Origin of the sequence: Arthrobacter sp. fls2-241-R2A-172 (genome assembly GCF_030208885.1) — a bacterium.
Classification (GTDB): domain Bacteria; phylum Actinomycetota; class Actinomycetes; order Actinomycetales; family Micrococcaceae; genus Arthrobacter.
Genome location: NZ_JARVTB010000017.1, coordinates 1 through 17,829 on the forward strand (window position 1 = coordinate 1; position 17,829 = coordinate 17,829).

Annotated in this window: 14 protein-coding genes; 9 read left to right on the forward strand and 5 right to left on the reverse strand. The window is 57.9% G+C overall.

From position 1 onward, the window contains the following. The 4 genes from QRM57_RS19495 to QRM57_RS19510 all read right to left on the reverse strand — a co-directional run. Positions 1-887: CHAP domain-containing protein (locus tag QRM57_RS19495; protein WP_284987823.1), on the reverse strand; the 887-nt coding region annotated here is incomplete at its 3' end. A 960-nt stretch (positions 888-1,847) separates the two neighbouring features. Next, positions 1,848-2,279, reverse strand: coding sequence for a hypothetical protein (locus tag QRM57_RS19500; protein ID WP_231745629.1), 432 nt, complete (start codon positions 2,277-2,279; stop codon positions 1,848-1,850). A gap of 537 nt (positions 2,280-2,816) precedes the next feature. Further along, positions 2,817-3,710, reverse strand: coding sequence for a hypothetical protein (locus QRM57_RS19505; RefSeq protein WP_284987824.1), 894 nt, complete (start codon positions 3,708-3,710; stop codon positions 2,817-2,819). A 98-nt stretch (positions 3,711-3,808) separates the two neighbouring features. Continuing rightward, positions 3,809-4,225 (reverse strand): hypothetical protein, encoded by a 417-nt coding sequence (locus QRM57_RS19510; protein WP_284987825.1) that lies wholly within the window; start codon positions 4,223-4,225, stop codon positions 3,809-3,811. A gap of 529 nt (positions 4,226-4,754) precedes the next feature. On the opposite strand from QRM57_RS19510, the gene QRM57_RS19515 reads away from it, so the two are divergent. The 5 genes from QRM57_RS19515 (at position 4,755) to QRM57_RS19535 (ending at position 12,263) form a co-directional block, all read left to right on the forward strand. Further along, positions 4,755-4,988 (forward strand): hypothetical protein, encoded by a 234-nt coding sequence (locus QRM57_RS19515; RefSeq protein ID WP_018779737.1) that lies wholly within the window; start codon positions 4,755-4,757, stop codon positions 4,986-4,988. Positions 4,989-5,099: 111 nt separating this feature from the next. Further along, entirely contained in the window at positions 5,100-7,025 is a 1,926-nt protein-coding gene (locus QRM57_RS19520) for a MarR family transcriptional regulator (protein ID WP_416405519.1), read from the forward strand. 1,294 nt (positions 7,026-8,319) lie between these two features. Further along, complete coding sequence (locus QRM57_RS19525; protein ID WP_284987826.1) at positions 8,320-9,090, forward strand: ParA family protein; 771 nt, start codon at positions 8,320-8,322, stop codon at positions 9,088-9,090. Positions 9,091-10,462: 1,372 nt separating this feature from the next. Further along, positions 10,463-11,683 (forward strand): SIR2 family protein, encoded by a 1,221-nt coding sequence (locus tag QRM57_RS19530; protein WP_284987827.1) that lies wholly within the window; start codon positions 10,463-10,465, stop codon positions 11,681-11,683. A gap of 394 nt (positions 11,684-12,077) precedes the next feature. After that, positions 12,078-12,263, forward strand: a complete 186-nt coding sequence (locus QRM57_RS19535) for a DUF6766 family protein (RefSeq protein ID WP_416405517.1) — start codon at positions 12,078-12,080, stop codon at positions 12,261-12,263. 168 nt (positions 12,264-12,431) lie between these two features. On the opposite strand, the gene QRM57_RS19540 is transcribed toward QRM57_RS19535, so the two are convergent. After that, complete coding sequence (locus QRM57_RS19540) at positions 12,432-12,734, reverse strand: phosphatase PAP2 family protein (protein WP_284987828.1); 303 nt, start codon at positions 12,732-12,734, stop codon at positions 12,432-12,434. A gap of 782 nt (positions 12,735-13,516) precedes the next feature. On the opposite strand from QRM57_RS19540, the gene QRM57_RS19545 reads away from it, so the two are divergent. From QRM57_RS19545 to QRM57_RS19560, 4 genes are all read left to right on the forward strand, one after another. After that, positions 13,517-13,858, forward strand: coding sequence for an SOS response-associated peptidase (locus tag QRM57_RS19545; RefSeq protein WP_284987829.1), 342 nt, complete (start codon positions 13,517-13,519; stop codon positions 13,856-13,858). Between the two features lie 161 nt (positions 13,859-14,019). Beyond that, positions 14,020-15,207, forward strand: coding sequence for a tyrosine-type recombinase/integrase (locus tag QRM57_RS21080; protein WP_502868671.1), 1,188 nt, complete (start codon positions 14,020-14,022; stop codon positions 15,205-15,207). Next, on the forward strand, positions 15,194-17,329 hold the full coding sequence (locus QRM57_RS19555) for a tyrosine-type recombinase/integrase (RefSeq protein ID WP_284987831.1): 2,136 nt from the start codon (positions 15,194-15,196) through the stop codon (positions 17,327-17,329). Before QRM57_RS21080 ends, QRM57_RS19555 begins: the two co-directional genes overlap by 14 nt. Then, positions 17,330-17,770, forward strand: coding sequence for a DUF6262 family protein (locus QRM57_RS19560; protein WP_284987832.1), 441 nt, complete (start codon positions 17,330-17,332; stop codon positions 17,768-17,770). Positions 17,771-17,829: the final 59 nt, after the last annotated feature.

The following is a 17,829-nucleotide window of genomic DNA, read 5'->3' on the forward strand; positions in this document are numbered from 1 at the left end:
GTCCCGTCGTCCTTAACTTCCTTGACCACGGCGACATGGCCGTATTGCGGGTCCGATCCCCCGGTGCCCGGGGCGTACCAAACCACTGCACCAACGCGGGGTGTTTTGCCGGAGGGCCAGCCCTTGGCGTCCCAGCCGGCCTTCCACGTTAGAGCCGAGCCGAGGCCCTGCCCGTCCGGGCGGAAATTGCCGTTGAGGAACTTGAACGGTGCATTGGTCGAACCCATCTGCTGGTTGACCCGCCACAAGGCGAAGTCCACGCATTCTCGGTAGAACATGCCCAAAGGCGAGGCAGCAGCGGAGCCTGCCCCGACCTGCAACCAGGTCGGAGAGTCCTTCCACGGATAGTCATCCCCGGCCCCGGACTTCCCCAGGATCCCGCAGTCGCCGCCTTCGACCGAGAACTTGCCGTCCGAGAGCGCCTGGACGATCTTGACCGCTTCGGGCCAGTACTTCTGGTAGTGGTAGGGGTCGGCGTTGCGCTGGACCTTGTTCCCGGCGATGGTCGGTTCCAGCAGCTCCCAGCCCGGCACGGCCTGGAGCGTCTTGATGAAGTTCGTTGCACTGATGGTCGGGTCCATACGGTCCGTGTAGGAGCCCCACGCGCCGTTGTCCCGCTGCTGGAACAACCCACGGGAGTCCGGGCCGGGACCGTCGCCGTAGTCCAGGACACGAAGACCTGACTCCCCCAGGGCCACCATGATGCTGATCGTCTGGCCCTTCACGGAGAGGTTCAGCGCTTTACCGGCCCCCATGACAGCGGCGGCGTTCTTCAACTGTTCCGCGGAATACCCCTCGACTTTCGTGTTGCCGTCCACGACAACGGAGACAGGTTCACAGTCAGCTGCAGCCGGCTTAGTGGGGGTTAGCAGCAGTAATGAAGCCATCAGGAGACTTAGAAGCAGGACGGGAACAGCTAGGAACGATACCGATCCAAGCTGTTTCCCCTCGTTCATGAGTGACCGCCGGCCACAAGAACCGACTCTGTAATGGAATCGGACCTGATCGATTGCTTCCTGAGGTCGTACTTCAAAGAAGCATCAGGATGCTTCACATCCAGGCGACGGACGGCTGGACGTCGGCTGGCCGGCTGTCGGCGCTCATCATCCTGCGACTCCTGCGTGTAGAGCAGCGACAGCTTCTGCAATTGTGTTCCTCTCTATGGCCTGCCAAGTTCAAAGTCACCCAGCCATTAGTCCAGGCCGGCTTCGCACGTGACCTATCCCTACGTTACAAACTTAAGATATATAATTTAGTACTTTAAATGGTAAATCACGATAGGAAATTGTCCACTTGAAGAAAGGTTCGGCACAATGGGTTCCATGCCTAAGACCGTGCGCCCAGCAGATCCAGCCTGGTCCGACGATCTTGATGCAGCTGCGATCGCATATGGGACCCCAGTGCGCATGCAGATCATGAGACACCTTCGCGTCTCGGGGCCTCTAATGCGTTATCAACTGGAGCAGGCTACGGGCATCAAGCAGCCACTCCTGGTCCAGAGCCTCAATAAGCTCGAAGCGACGGGAGTCGTTCTTGTGAACCTCCCACGTGAAGAGCGATCTACCAGGGCGCTGACCTATACTCTCGACCAGTCCCGCGCGGACCACCTCTTGAGCTTGATGGCGGGGTATGTCCGTGCCCAGGAGCCATGACGCCCGCCTGCCCCCAGTGTCAGGCGGACAGCACTCTTGTCTGGCATGACGTTTAGGTCCGAACCGCATGGTTCGTAGATGCAGGTCTATATCCATCCATCGCCCTATCTTCACGCGCGTGTCACACATGTGTGAGTACTGCTAAGACGATAGCAGCGCAATGAGGACAGACCAACTGCTGTTGGGGCGTGGCGCCTAAACGCCTTCGTCCAGGATTTTCGCGATAGCCTTCAAGGCTTCTGGATCGACTGGGCCAAGCGCTCTGGCTGCGAAGTTCCTAACCTCGGCTCGCCTCATACTGCGAATGAGCTCCAGCTCTGCTTCCACTCGCTCAGGGAGCTTGCCGCCCTCCTGGAGAAGGTACTCCGGGTCCACGTCGAAAACCGCAGCTATGGCGCGGAGTGCTTCCTCGGGGACTACCTGTTCCTTTCCCGATTTCAGGAGAGACCATCGAGTACGCGAGAGGTAATATCCAGCCTTCTGGGCCCCGTCGCGAATGGCGGGGTAATCGAAAGGTTTCCCTGTATCCGAAACGATAACGTCCAGGAGGAGATTGATCTTCCGAGCGAGCGTTTCCGCACGCTGGATGCCGGCCGCCCGATGCGGCGAGAGATCAAAATCGCTCAACTGATCCAGCTCCAATTGTTCGCTCCGGTAAAACATCCGAAGGTGACGAGTCCTATAAGCGCACCGACCAGAGCCTCGCCCCACGTATGCTCACGAAGGGCGGTTCGACTGAACAGCATCATCGGTGATAGTACCAAGAGCCACGCAAATGGTGGACCGAAAACGTCCGTTGCCCATAGGACGCTGAAGGTCAGAACTGAAACGTGCGCTGATGCGTTCAGCCGTCGTCGCGCGAGATCGAGGCACGCGTTGCCCGCTACTAGTCCGATGACTGTGGCCGGAATGGGCTGGGGAGCGTCGAGCAGGATGCACGCACCAGCTCCGGCAATGGTCAGTAGAGCTACGATCTTCGTCCGCAGGTTCGTCGGCCAGCCCAATATCTGTGCCAGGGAAGCGAATCTTTTGTACGCGAGCCCCGGGATCGCGATGATTCCCACTGCAAGGAGCAGAACCCCGAGGATGCCAATGCCGCCCTTTATGCCTGCCAGTATGACGACCACCAGCAGGACCGGGGCAGGAGTGAAAATTTTTGAGAAACTAGTTGCCCACAGGGGCCGGTACATTGATCGGACCTGGTTCTGCAATTGATGCCTCAATATCGTCTAGAAACTTGCTTTCATCAGCGGATAGAAGGTCGGGATTTTCAACCCTTATGTCGTCAACGAAGATGATCCACCGGTACAACTGTTCCTTGGTGGAACGCGGGTGCAGACTGAGTGCTGCGGCTTCCCTTGCTCGCTGTCCTGCGTCAGTCTTTAGGAGCCTAGTGACAATTGGCTGGAGCCTTTCAATGGCGTCACGCCGTCTTACACGGGCGGTCGTCTGCTGCCGGGCACGCTGATAGGCCGGAAGTGCAAAGCCGATAGAGAAGCCCACGAGAGTGAGGGCGATCAGAGATCTATAGCCGACGTAGAGCACCTCCGGCTGATGAGCGACTGACTTTGTCGCTTCTTGGGCAACTAGAAGTAGTTTGATGGCCACGGCCATGACTCCGACGAAACACGACGCCGCAATTATGTCGAAGCCGATCCGGAACGATTCTGATTCCCCGACACGAGTGCGACGCAGGCACTCGACTCCTGTGTAAGCGGTGATCAATCCGATCCAGGCGAAAAACAGGCCCTGGTACCAGGCGATGGACGGATCCGCAGCAAAAACATCAGTGAAGTTTGTAGCGGAGCCGGGCGTGTGAGCGGCCAGGAGCAGGGCAGCCTGGGCGCCCGCCATTACCACCCCGGCCAGCACCAAGAGGCGCCATCGTGTGCGAGATGCCCCTGTGGCTGCAACAACCAGACGGCTTAGTTCCGTCATGCCGAGCCCCAGAACGACATGCACGACGAGGTTCAAAACGTTCCTGTTGCCCAGCCAGTAATCCACGCTGGTGTAGACAGCGTCGATGTTGAGAGTGGTGCCAGTCGCGACCAAGATCATGGCCGTGAGGATTCCAGGCTTCCATCCGAAACGCAGCCCTACGATCCTAGTCAGCACTACGGCCCACAAGACAAGGGAGGGGAGCAGTTGTAGAAGGCTCATCCAAAGACTTTCTCAAAGTTGCTGGCTGGAGTTGGGGCCCCTTGCATGACAAAGCTTGAAAGCAAGTACGCCACTTCTTCCGCGGCCTTCTCAAGTTCGTTCCATCGCGGGGAACGGGCCAGCATGCGCTTTATACCCCTTTGCCCCCCGAGATGTTTGAAGACCGAGGGCATTGGCGATACGAGCCCTTCACAGCCTTGATGCCTCAAGGGAATGTGTCCGAACTCGTGGCAGATGACGTGCATGCGAAGCAGCTTTGGATGACTCTCTGGAACAAGAATGTGGGACTTCATATCTGTCTCTAGCCACAGGCCGGATAACCCCGGCAAGGTATCGCTAGGAACCAGGCTGATCTTGATGGGCTTGCCGTGCGCGTGTTCCACGGCGGCCAGGAGGTCATCAAAAGAAACCATCTCTGGCAACTGAAGATGATGAACGGCGGTGCTGGGCGTTCGATGTGGGCACTCCAGGTTGCTGTTTCGGTCCCAACTTCTTCGCATTAAGTACTCCACTACAACAAGCTCACACATGTTTCACGCATGTGTGATTAGACTACTTACCGTATGCAAGATCATGTCACGGCGGGCCCTCAGGCCCTGTCCACATATACCAGCAATACGGAGGCGGCGCTTGTCATGCAGAAGGGTGATCTGGAAGATATGGTGAGTGCCGGACCCGCACCTACCGACTCCGCCAATGCTGCTGCCAGGCCATCCGTAGCGTCCAGCGGATATGCAGGGAGCATCCGCACCGAGACTCGGCAGGATCCTAGAGGGCGACACGCGGAGCCGTTTTCTGTAAACAAATCCCCAGATGGGACTCTGCGCGGTGCTAGGTTCGATTCAGTCGATAGCTGTAAACAGAAATCCGATCGACTGCACGTGGCACCAACGATGAACCAGCTACAACCCCTGGTTGTGCGAGATTCAAAGGACCTGACAAATGAGCGCAGTAATCAATCGTGGAGGCGGTCGCCCCAGCAAGGGCCTCCGCAAATACATTGGCTTCCGCACGCCGGCCAAGACCGCGGAGGACGTTCACATGATCGCCGCCGCAAAAGGCATGACTGTCACCGACTATGTTGCCTCTGCAGTCGACCGATCCTTGCGCGAAGATTTGGCCTTGCTTGGTCAGTTCACTCAGCAGGATGAACTCCCGATCCGTATGGCCTCATAGATACAAGGAAGGCCCGCCATAAGCGGGCCTTCGAAGCTGAAGATTCACGATCCGGATAGCTTGCCGGCAGACAGATCGTAAATCGTATGGAAGTCCTTGACAGGCCTTCATTTGTGCAACAAAACCGATCTGGCAGGATCGGCCCTTCGTCATTCCCTGAACAGGAACAAAATCATCGTACAACAGCACGCTCCCGTGCTGCCAGCAGCCGACGCTACTGGCGTGTCTCAGGAGCCATCCCAGACCTCCAACGCCGCTCAGGCGTGGGCTGCGTTGACACCTCTTCTCGCAGGTCAACCCCGCGTCCGCCTCTCCCGGGACGGGGGAAAGACTTATCCCCAGAAGCATGAACGCGCTCTGACTGAGACCCTCCCCACTTTTCCTGCGGCCGTCCGGATCTTCGGCAAAGACGGCAGTTGCTCGGCTATCTTCCTTGACTTCGACTCGTCGATTGCAGGCATCGACTGGGTCGAAGCCGATGTGAAATCACTTCAAACGTGGCTGCACAGCTGTGGGGCTCGGTGGATTGAAGATCGCTCGCCAAATGGCGGACGGCACGTATACATCCCACTGGAAAAACGGATTGCCTTTTCTGAAGCACGAGATGTTGTCGAGGCATTAGGCACCCGGTACCGCACATTGGACAAGACTCCGCACCAGAACATGCTTCACGGTTGCATGAGGACCCCAGGGTCACCGCACAAGCGTGGCGGCTACCAGGAACTCGCCATGAGCCTCAGCACGGCCTACGACATTGCGAGACGCCCAAACAAGGAACAAGTATGGGCAACAATTCGCGCAGACCTAAAGGACGAACTCGCCGGCGTACGAAGGCTGAGACTCGCGCAGCCACTGTCGGCAGACAACGAAGCGTATGAATTACCACAAATGGCAGGTCGGATGTCCAGGCCCATGCAGCAGATGGCGCTATCGGGCCTATACGACGCCAACCGGTACGCATCAGATTCAGAGGCACGCCAGGCTGTCCTGACCGCTGCGGCCGCTGCTGGCATACAACTCATCGATGTAGAACGGCGGGTCCTTCAGGGTGTCTGGCCCGGGCTCGCGTCTTTCTATGCCCGCTACCCCTCCAGCCACAGACTTCCCGCTCTGAAGCGGGACTGGAAAAACGCGATCACCTACCTACGAAAAAACCAGACCAACAGTGAAGGGAATAACAATGTACGTAAATCCCCCACAAGCCAGCCAAATACACAGCCCCCACTAGGAACTGCGTCTAACCTAGATGCCGCCAGCGAGCACCGCTATCTGCGGACTTGGGAAAACGCGCTGCGACTAAGGGAGTCCACTTACGCTAGCTCCCGCACTGGTCTGGCTAGGCGGATGGTTCTAAGAGCTCTCGGAGCAGCCGCTCACATGTCTGCTTCTCGTTTCGTTGAGTTCGGTGATCGTTCAATCGCAGTTGCGACAGGTCTTGACCACACAACCGTGGGCTCCCACCTGCGGGCTCTGCGTTCTGAAAAGGATCCTCTAGTGACCTTGGTGGAGCGCGGCCGAGGGACCAAGGGCGACTTATACATGTTGACAATTCCTGAAGGCCTTCGGCCAGGTGCCGAAGCTTTGTCCTGGCGAAAGGGGAAGATGCATGCGCTCAGACCTGTCTTCAGGGAACTGGGCCTGCCTGCAGCATTTGTTTATGAAGCACTGGAGCGCACTCCCGGTTTGACCACCACGGAGTTGGTGGGTCAGACAAAACTGTCCAGGACGGCGGTGAGCGAAAGTCTGGAGACCTTGGCAGCCTGGAACATGGTGTCAAGGAATGGTGGAAGATCTTGGACAGTCATCGCTTCGACGTCCCTCCACGAACTTGCTGAGTACTTTGGAGTTCTCGAGTCTGTGGTCGGCCAGCTTCAGAGGTACCGCATCGAGCGGGTCATCTGGCGGGAGTGGCTTTCAAAAAATGTGAATACGATAGCGGAACTCCTATCCCCCACCGAAGATTACCCTTGGGAAGCCTATGAAGGACCACCTGACGAATGGACCCTTGCTGATATGGCGTTCACCAGAGCGATGTGACCCTGAGCGGGAGGATCACAGCTTCGGTACGACGAGACCGTTTTCAAATGGAGACAACGCCGTTTGTTTGTAAAGGTCGTGTACTCTATCTGAGGAGGATTACTTCGATCGGTTCCATCGTTGATGTGCTGCTTGGCGTGACATTCCAGTTTCTGCGCCTATATCGGCCCATGTCAGACCACAGTCTCGTGCGGCGTCGACCGCCTCGTTGAGACGGGCGGCTGCCCGGTCATAACTGCGAGCCGCCATCTGCAGTGCCCAGGTCTGTACGTGTTTCTGCCATTCGCTCATGATGGCTTCTTCTACCGATAGGGGCGGTATAGCTGGTGATCCGATCAGTGCTTTTGCTCGGTATCTCGCCATGTCGGTACTGCCCGCGCCAAGGACACGTTGCCACTTTCTACCAGTCCAGCCGCATTCGCAGCTACCTTGCCAACCTGCGGCTGCGCTTTCCGCCACCAGTTCGTAGCCCGGCCTGTGCGGGTCTCGTTTGTGTCGGCCAGTGATTCCTTGGACGCTGATCGTCCCGTCATGTTGGTGGCTGGATCCCAGCCGACCATCGTTTAAAAGGACTCCAAGTCGTCCGCAGTGGAATCCGTCTCCCAGATCCCATTCCATGCGGCGTCCTATCTGTCAGGTTTTGTTGACGATCCCCCATTTTACGGGTTCAGGCGCTACAGCTTGCCGCGGATAACCGGCGCTGCTACTTGTTCGCCCGCAAGCGCCGCAACTAACGCCTCGGCCTAGAGCCCCTTAGAAACTCAGGAGTAGTTGATGCAACTACCGTTAAATAATTATGTCATGACAGAAAGATTGATAGATCACACCGGGCCCTGTGCACCTCTGCCTCAGCCCGGGAAGCTGCGGCCGCAATGGGGCTAACTGGTCGTTTGCCCAAGGAGTCGGATGGCAACTGCCCAGGGTCTCTCACGCCATGTCCCGTTGGGCGAAGCGATAGTCTGCTAATAAATAATTATGTCATGACAGAAAGATTGATAGATCACACCGGGCCCTGTGCACCTCTGCCTCAGCCCGGGAAGCTGCGGCCGCAATAGGACTAGCTGGCTATTCATAGGGTCTCTCACCCCATGCCACGTTGGGCGAAGCGATAGTCTGCTAATAAATAATTATGTCATGACAGAAAGATTGATAGATGTATTGATGGATTGATAGATGTATTGATGGATTGCGAGATGTATTGATTGCTTGATAGATTGATGTCTGGATCGAATGATTGAATGAACGATGTATTGACTGATCTTCATCAATACCCGGCAAGCTTTGGAGGGCCAGTATGAGAGTTACGGCTATAGGTAACCGCAAGGGCGGTGTGGGCAAGACGTCAGTGACACTGGGCCTAGCTACAGGCCTGCGTCTAATTGGAAAGCGCGTGCTGGTAATCGATCTCGACCCTCAATCGAACGTCACGGAAGCACTTGAAGGGGCTGGAGAGTTTGACGTGTTCGATGTGCTGTACGGGGGAGAAGCTGGGACACTCGGGCAAGCCATCACCCAAACTACATGGCCGGGTATTGATCTGATTCCAAGTTCTGAGTCCCTGGCACGACTTGAGTCGGAAGCTCTCTTGACGCCCGAGATGCGGCTCAAGACTGCAGCATATGGGGCGGACGAGCTTCAACAATACGACCATATCCTCATAGATCTTCCACCGGCCCTCGGGCGACTGACGTTGAACGGACTCATTTGGGCGGATCGTGTACTTGCCGTCACTGAACCAGCAGCGTTCTCTGTGAAGGGCGTGACGGAGTTCCTCGACACAGTGAAGAAGGTCAGGTCACTTCCGCACTTGAATCCTCAGCTGGAATTCCTGGGCATCATCATCAATAAGACGAGTTCACCCCTCACTTCCGAACACTCCTTCCAAATAGGAGAGCTTGAGGATACCTACGGCACTGACGTAAGAGAGCCTTATCTTCCTCTCCGAACGGCGATGCAGGACTCCGTCAGTACACGCTCGCCACTCACGAAGCTAGCCGGACGGGGAGCGGCGATCATGACCGAAAAATTTGTTGCGCATGCACGCTATCTGGACGGGGTGAATTAATCATGGCTTTGGATCGCAAATCATCAATCCGCAAAGCACCAGCCGCCGACGTTGTGGACGTTCTGACATCCGCGGAGAAGCGAACTGTAACTGTGGAACCGGGGGAGGTTACCCAGGCCACCGCTGCGAACGCACAAGTCGAAGAGGAACCGGCCGCCACAACTGGCCTCGAACCGAGGCGTCCGGGTCCAGGAAGACCGAGGAGTAAGCGCCGCATGGAACCCTTCTCGTCAAAGATTGAGATTGGCCTTCGCGATGAATTGGATGCCTACTCGATGAGATACGGCATCACCATTACAGACTTACTGGACGAAGCCTTACGGGAGAGGCTGCGCCGCAATTAAATCTGTCTGGACATAATTATTCCTGACGCCACTCTCATACGTCGATCCGCTCACCTCGGACATCGGACAGGAGTCCTGTGACAGGCGACTAAGGGGAATCCCCGCTAGCGTGACCTTTCAACCAGAAGAGGCACGGGGGGGAGTAGTCCATGGCGTGACCTCTCCAGAATCAGTGTCCCCGATATCTGAAAGCAGGGCCTCCGGGCTAGGTCACAACCATGTCCGGTATTAACAGTGGTCATAAGACGTTGGGAGCGTTTCTGACTAAAGGCCAGGCTCTTAATAATGGACTTCGAAATTCCCCAGACTGCGCTGTTGAGTCACGTGATCGCCCTCGACGTGGACACCCCAACTTACGACGGTCGAAGTTTGGTTCTCGGCCTTGAAGGTCCCACTTCCCGAGTCCTGGCGGCTCGCAACATTGCTACAGGGCTTTTGCCGACTGGCCATAAACCTCCGCAGTCGTCACACATCCACCATCCGGGTTCAGGTTGTCCTGCTCGACCGTGGCAAAGTGGGCACGTCTTCTTCATCTTCGTCATGAGTGAAGGTTACGGGCAGGATATGACATTCTTGAGCGATCATTTCGAGAGCGTTCAGGATCCCCGCGGTCCTTTGGGTTTGAGTAGATCGTAAACGGATCCCCCGCGGGACAGCCCGGATATAGTGCGCCGGAGTGACAAGCCATAGGTATTCAGCAACCATTGAACGTCTACCAGTAGGAGTTAGACGGGATTCTTTCTTGGCATCCGTGACCAGATCCGGGTCGGCATAACCGGGCAAACTACTACGGTGGTCATAGAGTGACGAGTCAGTGAGGACCTTCTCGATCACATCCCTGATGTTGAGCTCTAGATGCCGTGAAAAGTTCTGCTGGCGGTCTTCAATTTTCGAGTCAAGGCTGTCGGCCGTCATCCTGATCGACCACCATCCGAGCGATAGTGTGTGATCTGTGCGCGTGGATCTTCCGCTAATCACTCATTTCCCCAAATACTCAGGTCTATGCTCGCAATCGCTACACTTCAGACATGGCAGACCTCGGGAACCAGATGAAGACTCTAGCGTTGCTCGGTGCGGGTGCAAGTATGGATGCTGGGGTACCTGGTTCAACGGCGATGACGCAGAAGATCGTGGATGCCGTAGACACACCGCGAAATCGGTACTACGGAATAACGCATGCGGTGAATTACGCGATTGGCGCGATGATTGCTCATCGCACGGCCAACGGAGCTAGTGTCTACGCTGGCATTGATGTGGAAGACCTGTTTTCGGCAGTCCAAATGCTGGCGGAACGCGAATCCCTGGAGATCGCACCGTTCGTTCAATGGTCTCCCTCCCTCGCGGGCGTCCGACAGGGTGGCGATTCGATGCCAGCATTTTTCGACGATGATTTTCGAGCGGGCATCTTGGAAAAGCGAGCCTTTAATGGGCCTGGCGAGATGATCAAGAAGGCGGTGGAAGCGCTGACGGGTAGTAATTCTGCCGCCACGGATGAGCTATACACCCGTCTGCAGGAGGAACTTCTGACGGCGCTGACCGAGCTCGTAAGCGTCACGGATAAAGATGTGGATTACCTCCACCCACTGCTCCAGATGACCCAGGGCCCCGTCGAAATCGCCACCCTTAACTACGACCAGTCAGTTGAGCTTCTATGCGAGCGACGAGGCGTTCGACTCGATACGGGCATCGCGGGTTGGAGCGGCGGAAGCGACTGGCACTGGGATGACGATGCAGAAGTGCGTCTGCTCAAGATTCACGGGTCAATCGACTGGCAGATACATGAAGAAAGAGGGCTCGGCGGCCTCTACGAAACCAAGGTCATAAGCGTCGGCGAATCTGAATCTAAGGATCTCAGGTCCCTGCCGGGAGTGGTTTTCGGCGCACGCGGAAAGTTGCGGGCGGACGGCCCCTTTCTTTCAATGCTGCGAGAGTTCGAGAACATGCTGGCCCGGGCGGATCGGCTGTTGGTAGTGGGCTATTCGTTTCGCGACGCGCATATCAACGTAGCTCTAACCCGTTGGATCAACGCCGCTCCCTTCAGGAATGTGACGGTCATTGACCCCGCATTCAACAGTGACCCTCGGGTTTACGGCCGTGATAATTTTTCGAGCCAGCTGCTGTCCGCTGCGCGCCACTACGAAGGAGGCCAGCAGACCAGTAAGTTGAACCTGCGAGTTCTGAGGACTACGGCTGCTCAAGGCTTGTCGGCATCTGACCTATGGTCCAAGTCCCTAGAGGGCGTCTCCTAAATAGATTTTGAGCTATGAAACTCACGCAACGGAGGGACTCCCAAACGCTGCCCTGTTCCCAAGGGGTAGCTGCAGATTCGGCCCTCAGCCAGTCCTCACGGGGCGGCAGGTGCCGATGCAAGGTCGTACGGGCCAGTCCAGTCTTTGCCGTGATCTCCCGCATGGGTATTCCCTTCTCGAGGAGCATGAGGGCGGGCTCGAGCTTGTCGGGGACCACCACCGATGGCCGGCTGAGCGAGAGCGGCATGATCGGGCCTGTCAGCATCCCACCCTCATCCAAGATTCGTGTATTTGGCCGCCATGACATATGTAGGAGCCGTACGATGAAATGCACTAAATGCACGATGGCCGGGGGAGTCCTGCAACCTGCCGACTCTCTGTGACCATCTCATCAATGGATCCTTTGATAAGAACCACAGGGGTGACTCAGGTTGAGGAGTTCTGGTTCGAATCGTTCCAAAACTGGCAAAGCGAATTCTTGGCTGTCGCAGTCATTGTCGGGGCCTGCGTCTACCTGCGCGAACGTCGCTCCGCCGAGTCCAAGCCGGTCGCCGAACCCCACTACGAAACAGGCGCCTGACCAGCAAGGGCCAATACGTAGAAGAGCGCCCCTGGGGCGATGCGGCGAAGACCGGTTTGGATACGAGAGACGGATTCAGTGCTGTAGGAGCTCGGCGTCGGGCAATTTCTTAGCCTTTCCATGAGGGCGGCCAAGGCATCGTGAACGGCACAGGCGGCCAGGGTCAGGTTAGTTTTGTGCGTTCTGGGTGTGTGCACGTTCCCGCAGCGTCAGGACCACGAATGAGAGGGCCGCGGGAATCGTTAAACCCAAGACCCCTCCAAAGGCGACATCATGGATGTAGTGGACGCCCTGCAGGACCCGTCCCAGCGCCACAAGTGCAGCAGCACCGAATGCAAGCCAGGTAATTCCGGCACGGCGAGTCGCAAGAGCGATGACCCACACGGCGCCCAAGGCCAGGGCGGCGTGATTTGAGGGAAGAGACCAGTCCCCGTGCGACGGGCACTCTCCTGGAGGGACCAAAGCTGGCATGGCCGCGGTTGAGCGATGAGAAGCTTGATATTCTCGGAGACCAGGTAGGCTAGGGCCACACCGACCGCTCAGGGGCCATAGCCAACCGCCGATCTGGGTAGGGCCGCCACGTGAAGGCCATCGCTGTGACCGTTGCAGCAGCCAACAGAAGGAGCAACCCTTCCGAAAGAAGCTCAACGCCAGGGATGTTTGACGAGGACGATAGGAATCGGGTCCACACAACACTAAGGCTCCCCGGGAACGGGACGATAAGGACCATCGCGCCAAGCAAAGCGAACATTGCTAGAGGGAGCCGCTGCTCGCGGGCAATCAAAGTCTTCATTCTCTCGAACTTATGCGGTCATGGGAGTCAAATCATCGATCCGCGGAACTAAATGCGCTCATCCTCAGGGACTAGTTCGATCGTCGTTCGGGAAGCGGCACCCAAGCTTCTTGAACAAGCCGATTCTCCCCGACAACTCTGCGTGCACTTCAGGGTAAGTAACTGGCAATCGGTAAGGGTTGAAAGATCAGTACCAACTACTCGTGCGTCTGGGTCGGTAAGCGGGATTCCTGGATTCCGCGGTCCCATGTAACGCCTAAAGTTCCTCACGTCGGCCTGGAAGGCCCTCGGTTCCAAGGGCAGGGCCGAAAATGAGCGGTACCGAGGCGCCGCTGTCCGGCCCTAATCCGAAACCGGTAGCTGGCTCGGCGCTACATCCCCCAGAGTCGTGGTGTCACAGAGTGCCCACCTTGGGGCACCGGGACTCCGATGTGCCGGTTTTTGTAGGCAGAATAGGCATATGTGCGGCAGATACGTGATGTCCAAGGCAACGAGCGATCTTCTGAGCCATTTCGAGGCCAAGGAGGTGGAGGGCAGCCCTCCGGGGCCGAGCTGGAATGTTGCACCTACTCAGAACGTGCCGATCGTGGCTGAGCGCCTGGATGAGGGCACCCTTGACCGGCGGCTGCTGATTGCAAAATGGGGTCTGGTGCCGTCTTGGGCGAAGGATGCGAAGATCGGTTCCAAGCTCATCAATGCCAGAAGCGAATCAATCCTGGAGAAGCCCTCGTTCCGGTCGGCTGCGGTCAAACGCAGAGCCATCGTGCCGGCTTATCTGGTACAGCTTCCGACTGTTCTTTAACGTCTTCGACAGGAACTGATGGCGCGTTTTAACTGTCGAAGACAGCGCTATCCGGTATTCGTCTTCACCGGGCAGATCCCGGGATTCCGTTCATCGTTCACTTCCAATCCCACTTCAGTTGGCTTCCGCACGCGAGGCTGATGGAGGAGGGGAGCTGACCAATGGCGAGAGTTCAGCGAGTTCAAGTCGATGGTGCAGAAACCACGTGGACAGTTCTCGGAGGCGATTTCCTTCCGATTCCAGAGATAGAGCTCTACTTCGAGCACTTGAGACAGACCGGCCATTCACCCAACACCATTAAGTCCTACTCACGATCGCTCAGCTTGTGGTGGGACTTCCTTGAAGCTCGCGGCCGAACCTGGGCCCAAGTGAAACTCGAGGACATGTCAGCCTTTCTGGCATGGATTCGTACCGGGATTCCCCCAGACGTGGTTTCCCTCAATGTGGCCGACAAGGCTTCTAAGATCGCTCCCTCAACAGCTGCCCTGAGAATCCAGGGGGTGCGCTCCTTCTATGCCTTTCATCAGTGGCGCGGGTACGACTTCGGGGCGATCATCTACTCCGACCGCCCCTCCCGGAGTCCTTATATGCCGTTTCTGGGGCATACAAGCCGTGGCCTGCGCCGCAGTGCGTCGGTCAGCGTGCCGAGGCGGCGGTCCAGCGCTCCTATCTTGACGGTTCGACAGATCGACGCGATCAAGGATCACTGCGGTCGGTTCGATCCGAAAGAAGGGGAGTGGAACGGGTCTGTCCGGGACCTCTTGCTTTTCACCTTGTTAGAGGAGACCGGGCTCCGGCTGGGCGAGGCCCTGTCTTTAAAGCATCAGGACTGGCATGCCGGCCGCGGGGAAAACCCCTATCTTGAGGTCGCACCTCGCGATGACCACCCGTACGGGTTACGGGTCAAAGGCTCGCGATACCGCAAGGTCCATATCTCCGATGGCCTGGACAGGCTCTACGCCGAATACGTCTGGCAGCTGTGCGAAGCCGGCATGGACTTCGCTGTGCCATCCATGGATGAGGCATATGTGTTCGTCAACCTCCGAGCAGGGCATGAGTTCCAGCCCCTGCGGGCGGAAACCATCTACAAACGCGTCGGGCGCATTCGCCGGGACCTGGGCTCTGCTGTGCCACCTGATTGGACGCCCCATTGGTTCCGCCACACCCACGCCACGGCGATGCTCTTGGCCGGCGCCCCGCTCCACGTGGTGAGCCGGCGACTCGGACACGCTGACGTCCAGACAACCCTGGATCTGTATGCCTGGGTCACCGATGACGAGGAACTCCGTTCCCTCGCCGACTGGCGAAGACTAACGAATCGATGGAGGGTCCAGGATGAAATCCGCTGACGCGAGAACCCTTGAGGCGCTGAGCCTCAATGGCCGGAACCCATTCACTATCGAGGCCAACCAAACGCTGGGCGACCAGGTTCCACCGGAGATGCGATTGCTCCACTACACCCGGACCACGATCCCGGCGCAGTATCTGCCCTCCTTCGCTTACTACCACTCCAAGATCGGCAACATTCATCTCGACGGGCTCCCACCGGCAATGCAGCGGGAAATGCAGTACGTCATCTGGCGCATCGTTCAAGGTGGCGGCCGTGTTCCCTGCGCGCCGCTGGGACTGCTCGTCAGGGAACTGGCAGAGACTTTCCGTCGGCTGAAAGCAGAGGGACAGGAGGGGGAAAGCCTGATGGACCGCACGCCATCCCAATGGCGGAAAGAACTCAGCCGTTCCTGGGCGAAAAGAACCCGGGCGCTGCCCAACCCCTCAACGTGGCGAACCATTACCGGGCCGCTGGACCGTGCCTCGAAGTTGTTGTGGTTTGCCTACGACGACGGCCCTTGGTGGAAACGGGAAGTCTGGTCCTTGGAATTGGACGCCCGGATCCCACGGGGACGGAACGTCCCACCCAAGACAACCGCCATCCATTGGCACGAAGTCGCACCAGACTGGCTGAGGCAGGGCGGGATGTTCTTCGTCAAGACCGAACTGGAACGAGGTGACATCGCGTGGGGAACGGTACTGCAGAGACACAACGGGATCAAAGTTTTCGGCAGGTTCCTCACCCATCGAGGTGTCGACACTCCGCTGCTGGCCCGGGACGTCCGGGAACGGCGGGCCCTGATGCTCGACTTCCTTTCGGAGAGCGCCTTCAAAACCCGAAGCGGCAGCCGACGCGAGCTCTCTGGCGTTTCCTCCATAGTGGCGGCGGTTCGGGGCATGTATGAGTTCATGGTCGATCAGGGCAGTGACGCGGCACAGAACGGAATCGATGCCCGCTGGGCAACTCTATCCCCGGACTATCTCCGCCTCATACGACCAGGTGACCTCCCGCGGAAGTCGAAGAAAGAGCCGCTGGACGAAACCCGGCTGTATTCCGAGCACACGATGTCCCAAATCGCCCAGCACGCACCATTACTGGGGACCTCAAGGACGGACGGAGGTCTGGGAGATCCCCAAGCGATGCGGATCCTCCTTTTGCTCATCGCGACAGGTCGCCGCGCGAGCGAAATCTGCATGATCGACGTCAATCCCTTGATACCGGTTCCTGGAGCGGAAGACCCAGGCTCGGAGAGGGTCGCAAAGTTGCGATACCAGCAGACCAAGATCGACGGAGCACCCGAAACGATCTTTATTGATTCGGAGGCGATGGAGATCATCGCCGAACAACAGCGCTGGCTCAAAGACCACCTTCACCGCAACCAAATAACAGAGCCGCCCCGGTACCTGTTCATCCGGAGCCATAACAACCTGCACGGTCAACGCCCCTACAGCAGCCATGTTTTCCGCACGCAGCTGCGCAAACTGGTCGACCTCGCCGACATCCGCGACGAAAACGATCAACCACTCAAACTGGCCAGAACGCACAACTTCAGGCACACCAAGGCAACGAACCTCCTGAACGCCGGCGTCCCCCTTCATGTCGTTCAGCGATACCTTGGCCACACCACCCCCGAGATGACCATGCACTACGCCCAAACCTTGGACGCGACGGCCAAGGCAGAATTCATCAAGTACAGGAAGCTCACCGCGGTGGGCGGTCAGCCGCGCATGTCTTCCGACGATCTCTACGAGCTGTTGGCTCTTGACGCCCGCACCGACCGCGTCCTTCCCAACGGATGGTGCACGCTCCCGCCAGCGCAGACCTGCGGCAAAGGCAACGCTTGCCTCACCTGCGACCTGTTCGTCACCGACGAACGATTCCTCGGCGTCCACGAGGGCGAGCTGGTTGCGCTGGACGCCCTCGTCGACAAACGTCAGGAAGTCCACCGACAGCGAACCGGTGAGCCGATGAGCGAAAACCATGTCTGGCTGACACTCCGTCGCCGCGAACAGCGAGCCCTGGAAAGTATTGTCGACGCCATAAAAGACCCCGCGCGCGGCACAGCCCCGGTGGCAGCAGCTGGCACAACGGCAAGGACGGACTCCGACGTTCAACGCGCTCCCCGTCAGGTCTCAGGCTAGATGGCCGGGGGTAACACCGAGAACCTCCGGCGGGCTGCGCAGGACAAACGCGAAGCAGCACTCGCCCGAGCTGAAAAGGGGCTGCGAAGGCTCCTGAAGACCGGACACCAGATCACGTTCCAGACCGTGGCAGCAGAGGCGGGGGTCTCCAAAGACTTCCTCTACCGCACCACTGAGCTGCGTGAACGCATCATGGACCTCCGCGACAAGACGAAGCCCGCCACCGCGCCGACGTGCGCCGCAGGACAGAACGAGCCCGCCAATCCCGACACAAGCAGCATCGTCAGGACCCTCACTGCCAAACTCACCAATGAACGATCAACGAGCCGGAAAAGGATCGCCGAACTCGAAGCCGCTCTCGCCGTAGCTCACGGCCAAATCCTGCAGCTGCGACGGCAGGATCCCGTCCTGACTTCCGGAGAACAGACATGGCCGCGGTAGGGACCGGCGCCTTGCCAGAGGTTGCGGTAAAACTGGGTGGTACATAATTGCGTGAATAC

What these genes read in the sequence shown, in the direction of transcription:
- QRM57_RS19505 (WP_284987824.1), bottom strand. Translation starts at nt 3,710, where the DNA reads ATGATCTTGGTCGCGACTGGCACCACTCTCAACATCGACGCTGTCTAC.
- QRM57_RS19510 (WP_284987825.1), bottom strand. Translation starts at nt 4,225, where the DNA reads ATGGTTTCTTTTGATGACCTCCTGGCCGCCGTGGAACACGCGCACGGC.
- QRM57_RS19515 (WP_018779737.1), top strand. Translation starts at nt 4,755, where the DNA reads ATGAGCGCAGTAATCAATCGTGGAGGCGGTCGCCCCAGCAAGGGCCTC.
- QRM57_RS19525 (WP_284987826.1), top strand. Translation starts at nt 8,320, where the DNA reads ATGAGAGTTACGGCTATAGGTAACCGCAAGGGCGGTGTGGGCAAGACG.
- QRM57_RS19530 (WP_284987827.1), top strand. Translation starts at nt 10,463, where the DNA reads ATGGCAGACCTCGGGAACCAGATGAAGACTCTAGCGTTGCTCGGTGCG.
- QRM57_RS19535 (WP_416405517.1), top strand. Translation starts at nt 12,078, where the DNA reads ATGGATCCTTTGATAAGAACCACAGGGGTGACTCAGGTTGAGGAGTTC.
- QRM57_RS19540 (WP_284987828.1), bottom strand. Translation starts at nt 12,734, where the DNA reads ATGCCAGCTTTGGTCCCTCCAGGAGAGTGCCCGTCGCACGGGGACTGG.
- QRM57_RS19545 (WP_284987829.1), top strand. Translation starts at nt 13,517, where the DNA reads ATGTGCGGCAGATACGTGATGTCCAAGGCAACGAGCGATCTTCTGAGC.
- QRM57_RS21080 (WP_502868671.1), top strand. Translation starts at nt 14,020, where the DNA reads ATGGCGAGAGTTCAGCGAGTTCAAGTCGATGGTGCAGAAACCACGTGG.
- QRM57_RS19555 (WP_284987831.1), top strand. Translation starts at nt 15,194, where the DNA reads ATGAAATCCGCTGACGCGAGAACCCTTGAGGCGCTGAGCCTCAATGGC.
- QRM57_RS19560 (WP_284987832.1), top strand. Translation starts at nt 17,330, where the DNA reads ATGGCCGGGGGTAACACCGAGAACCTCCGGCGGGCTGCGCAGGACAAA.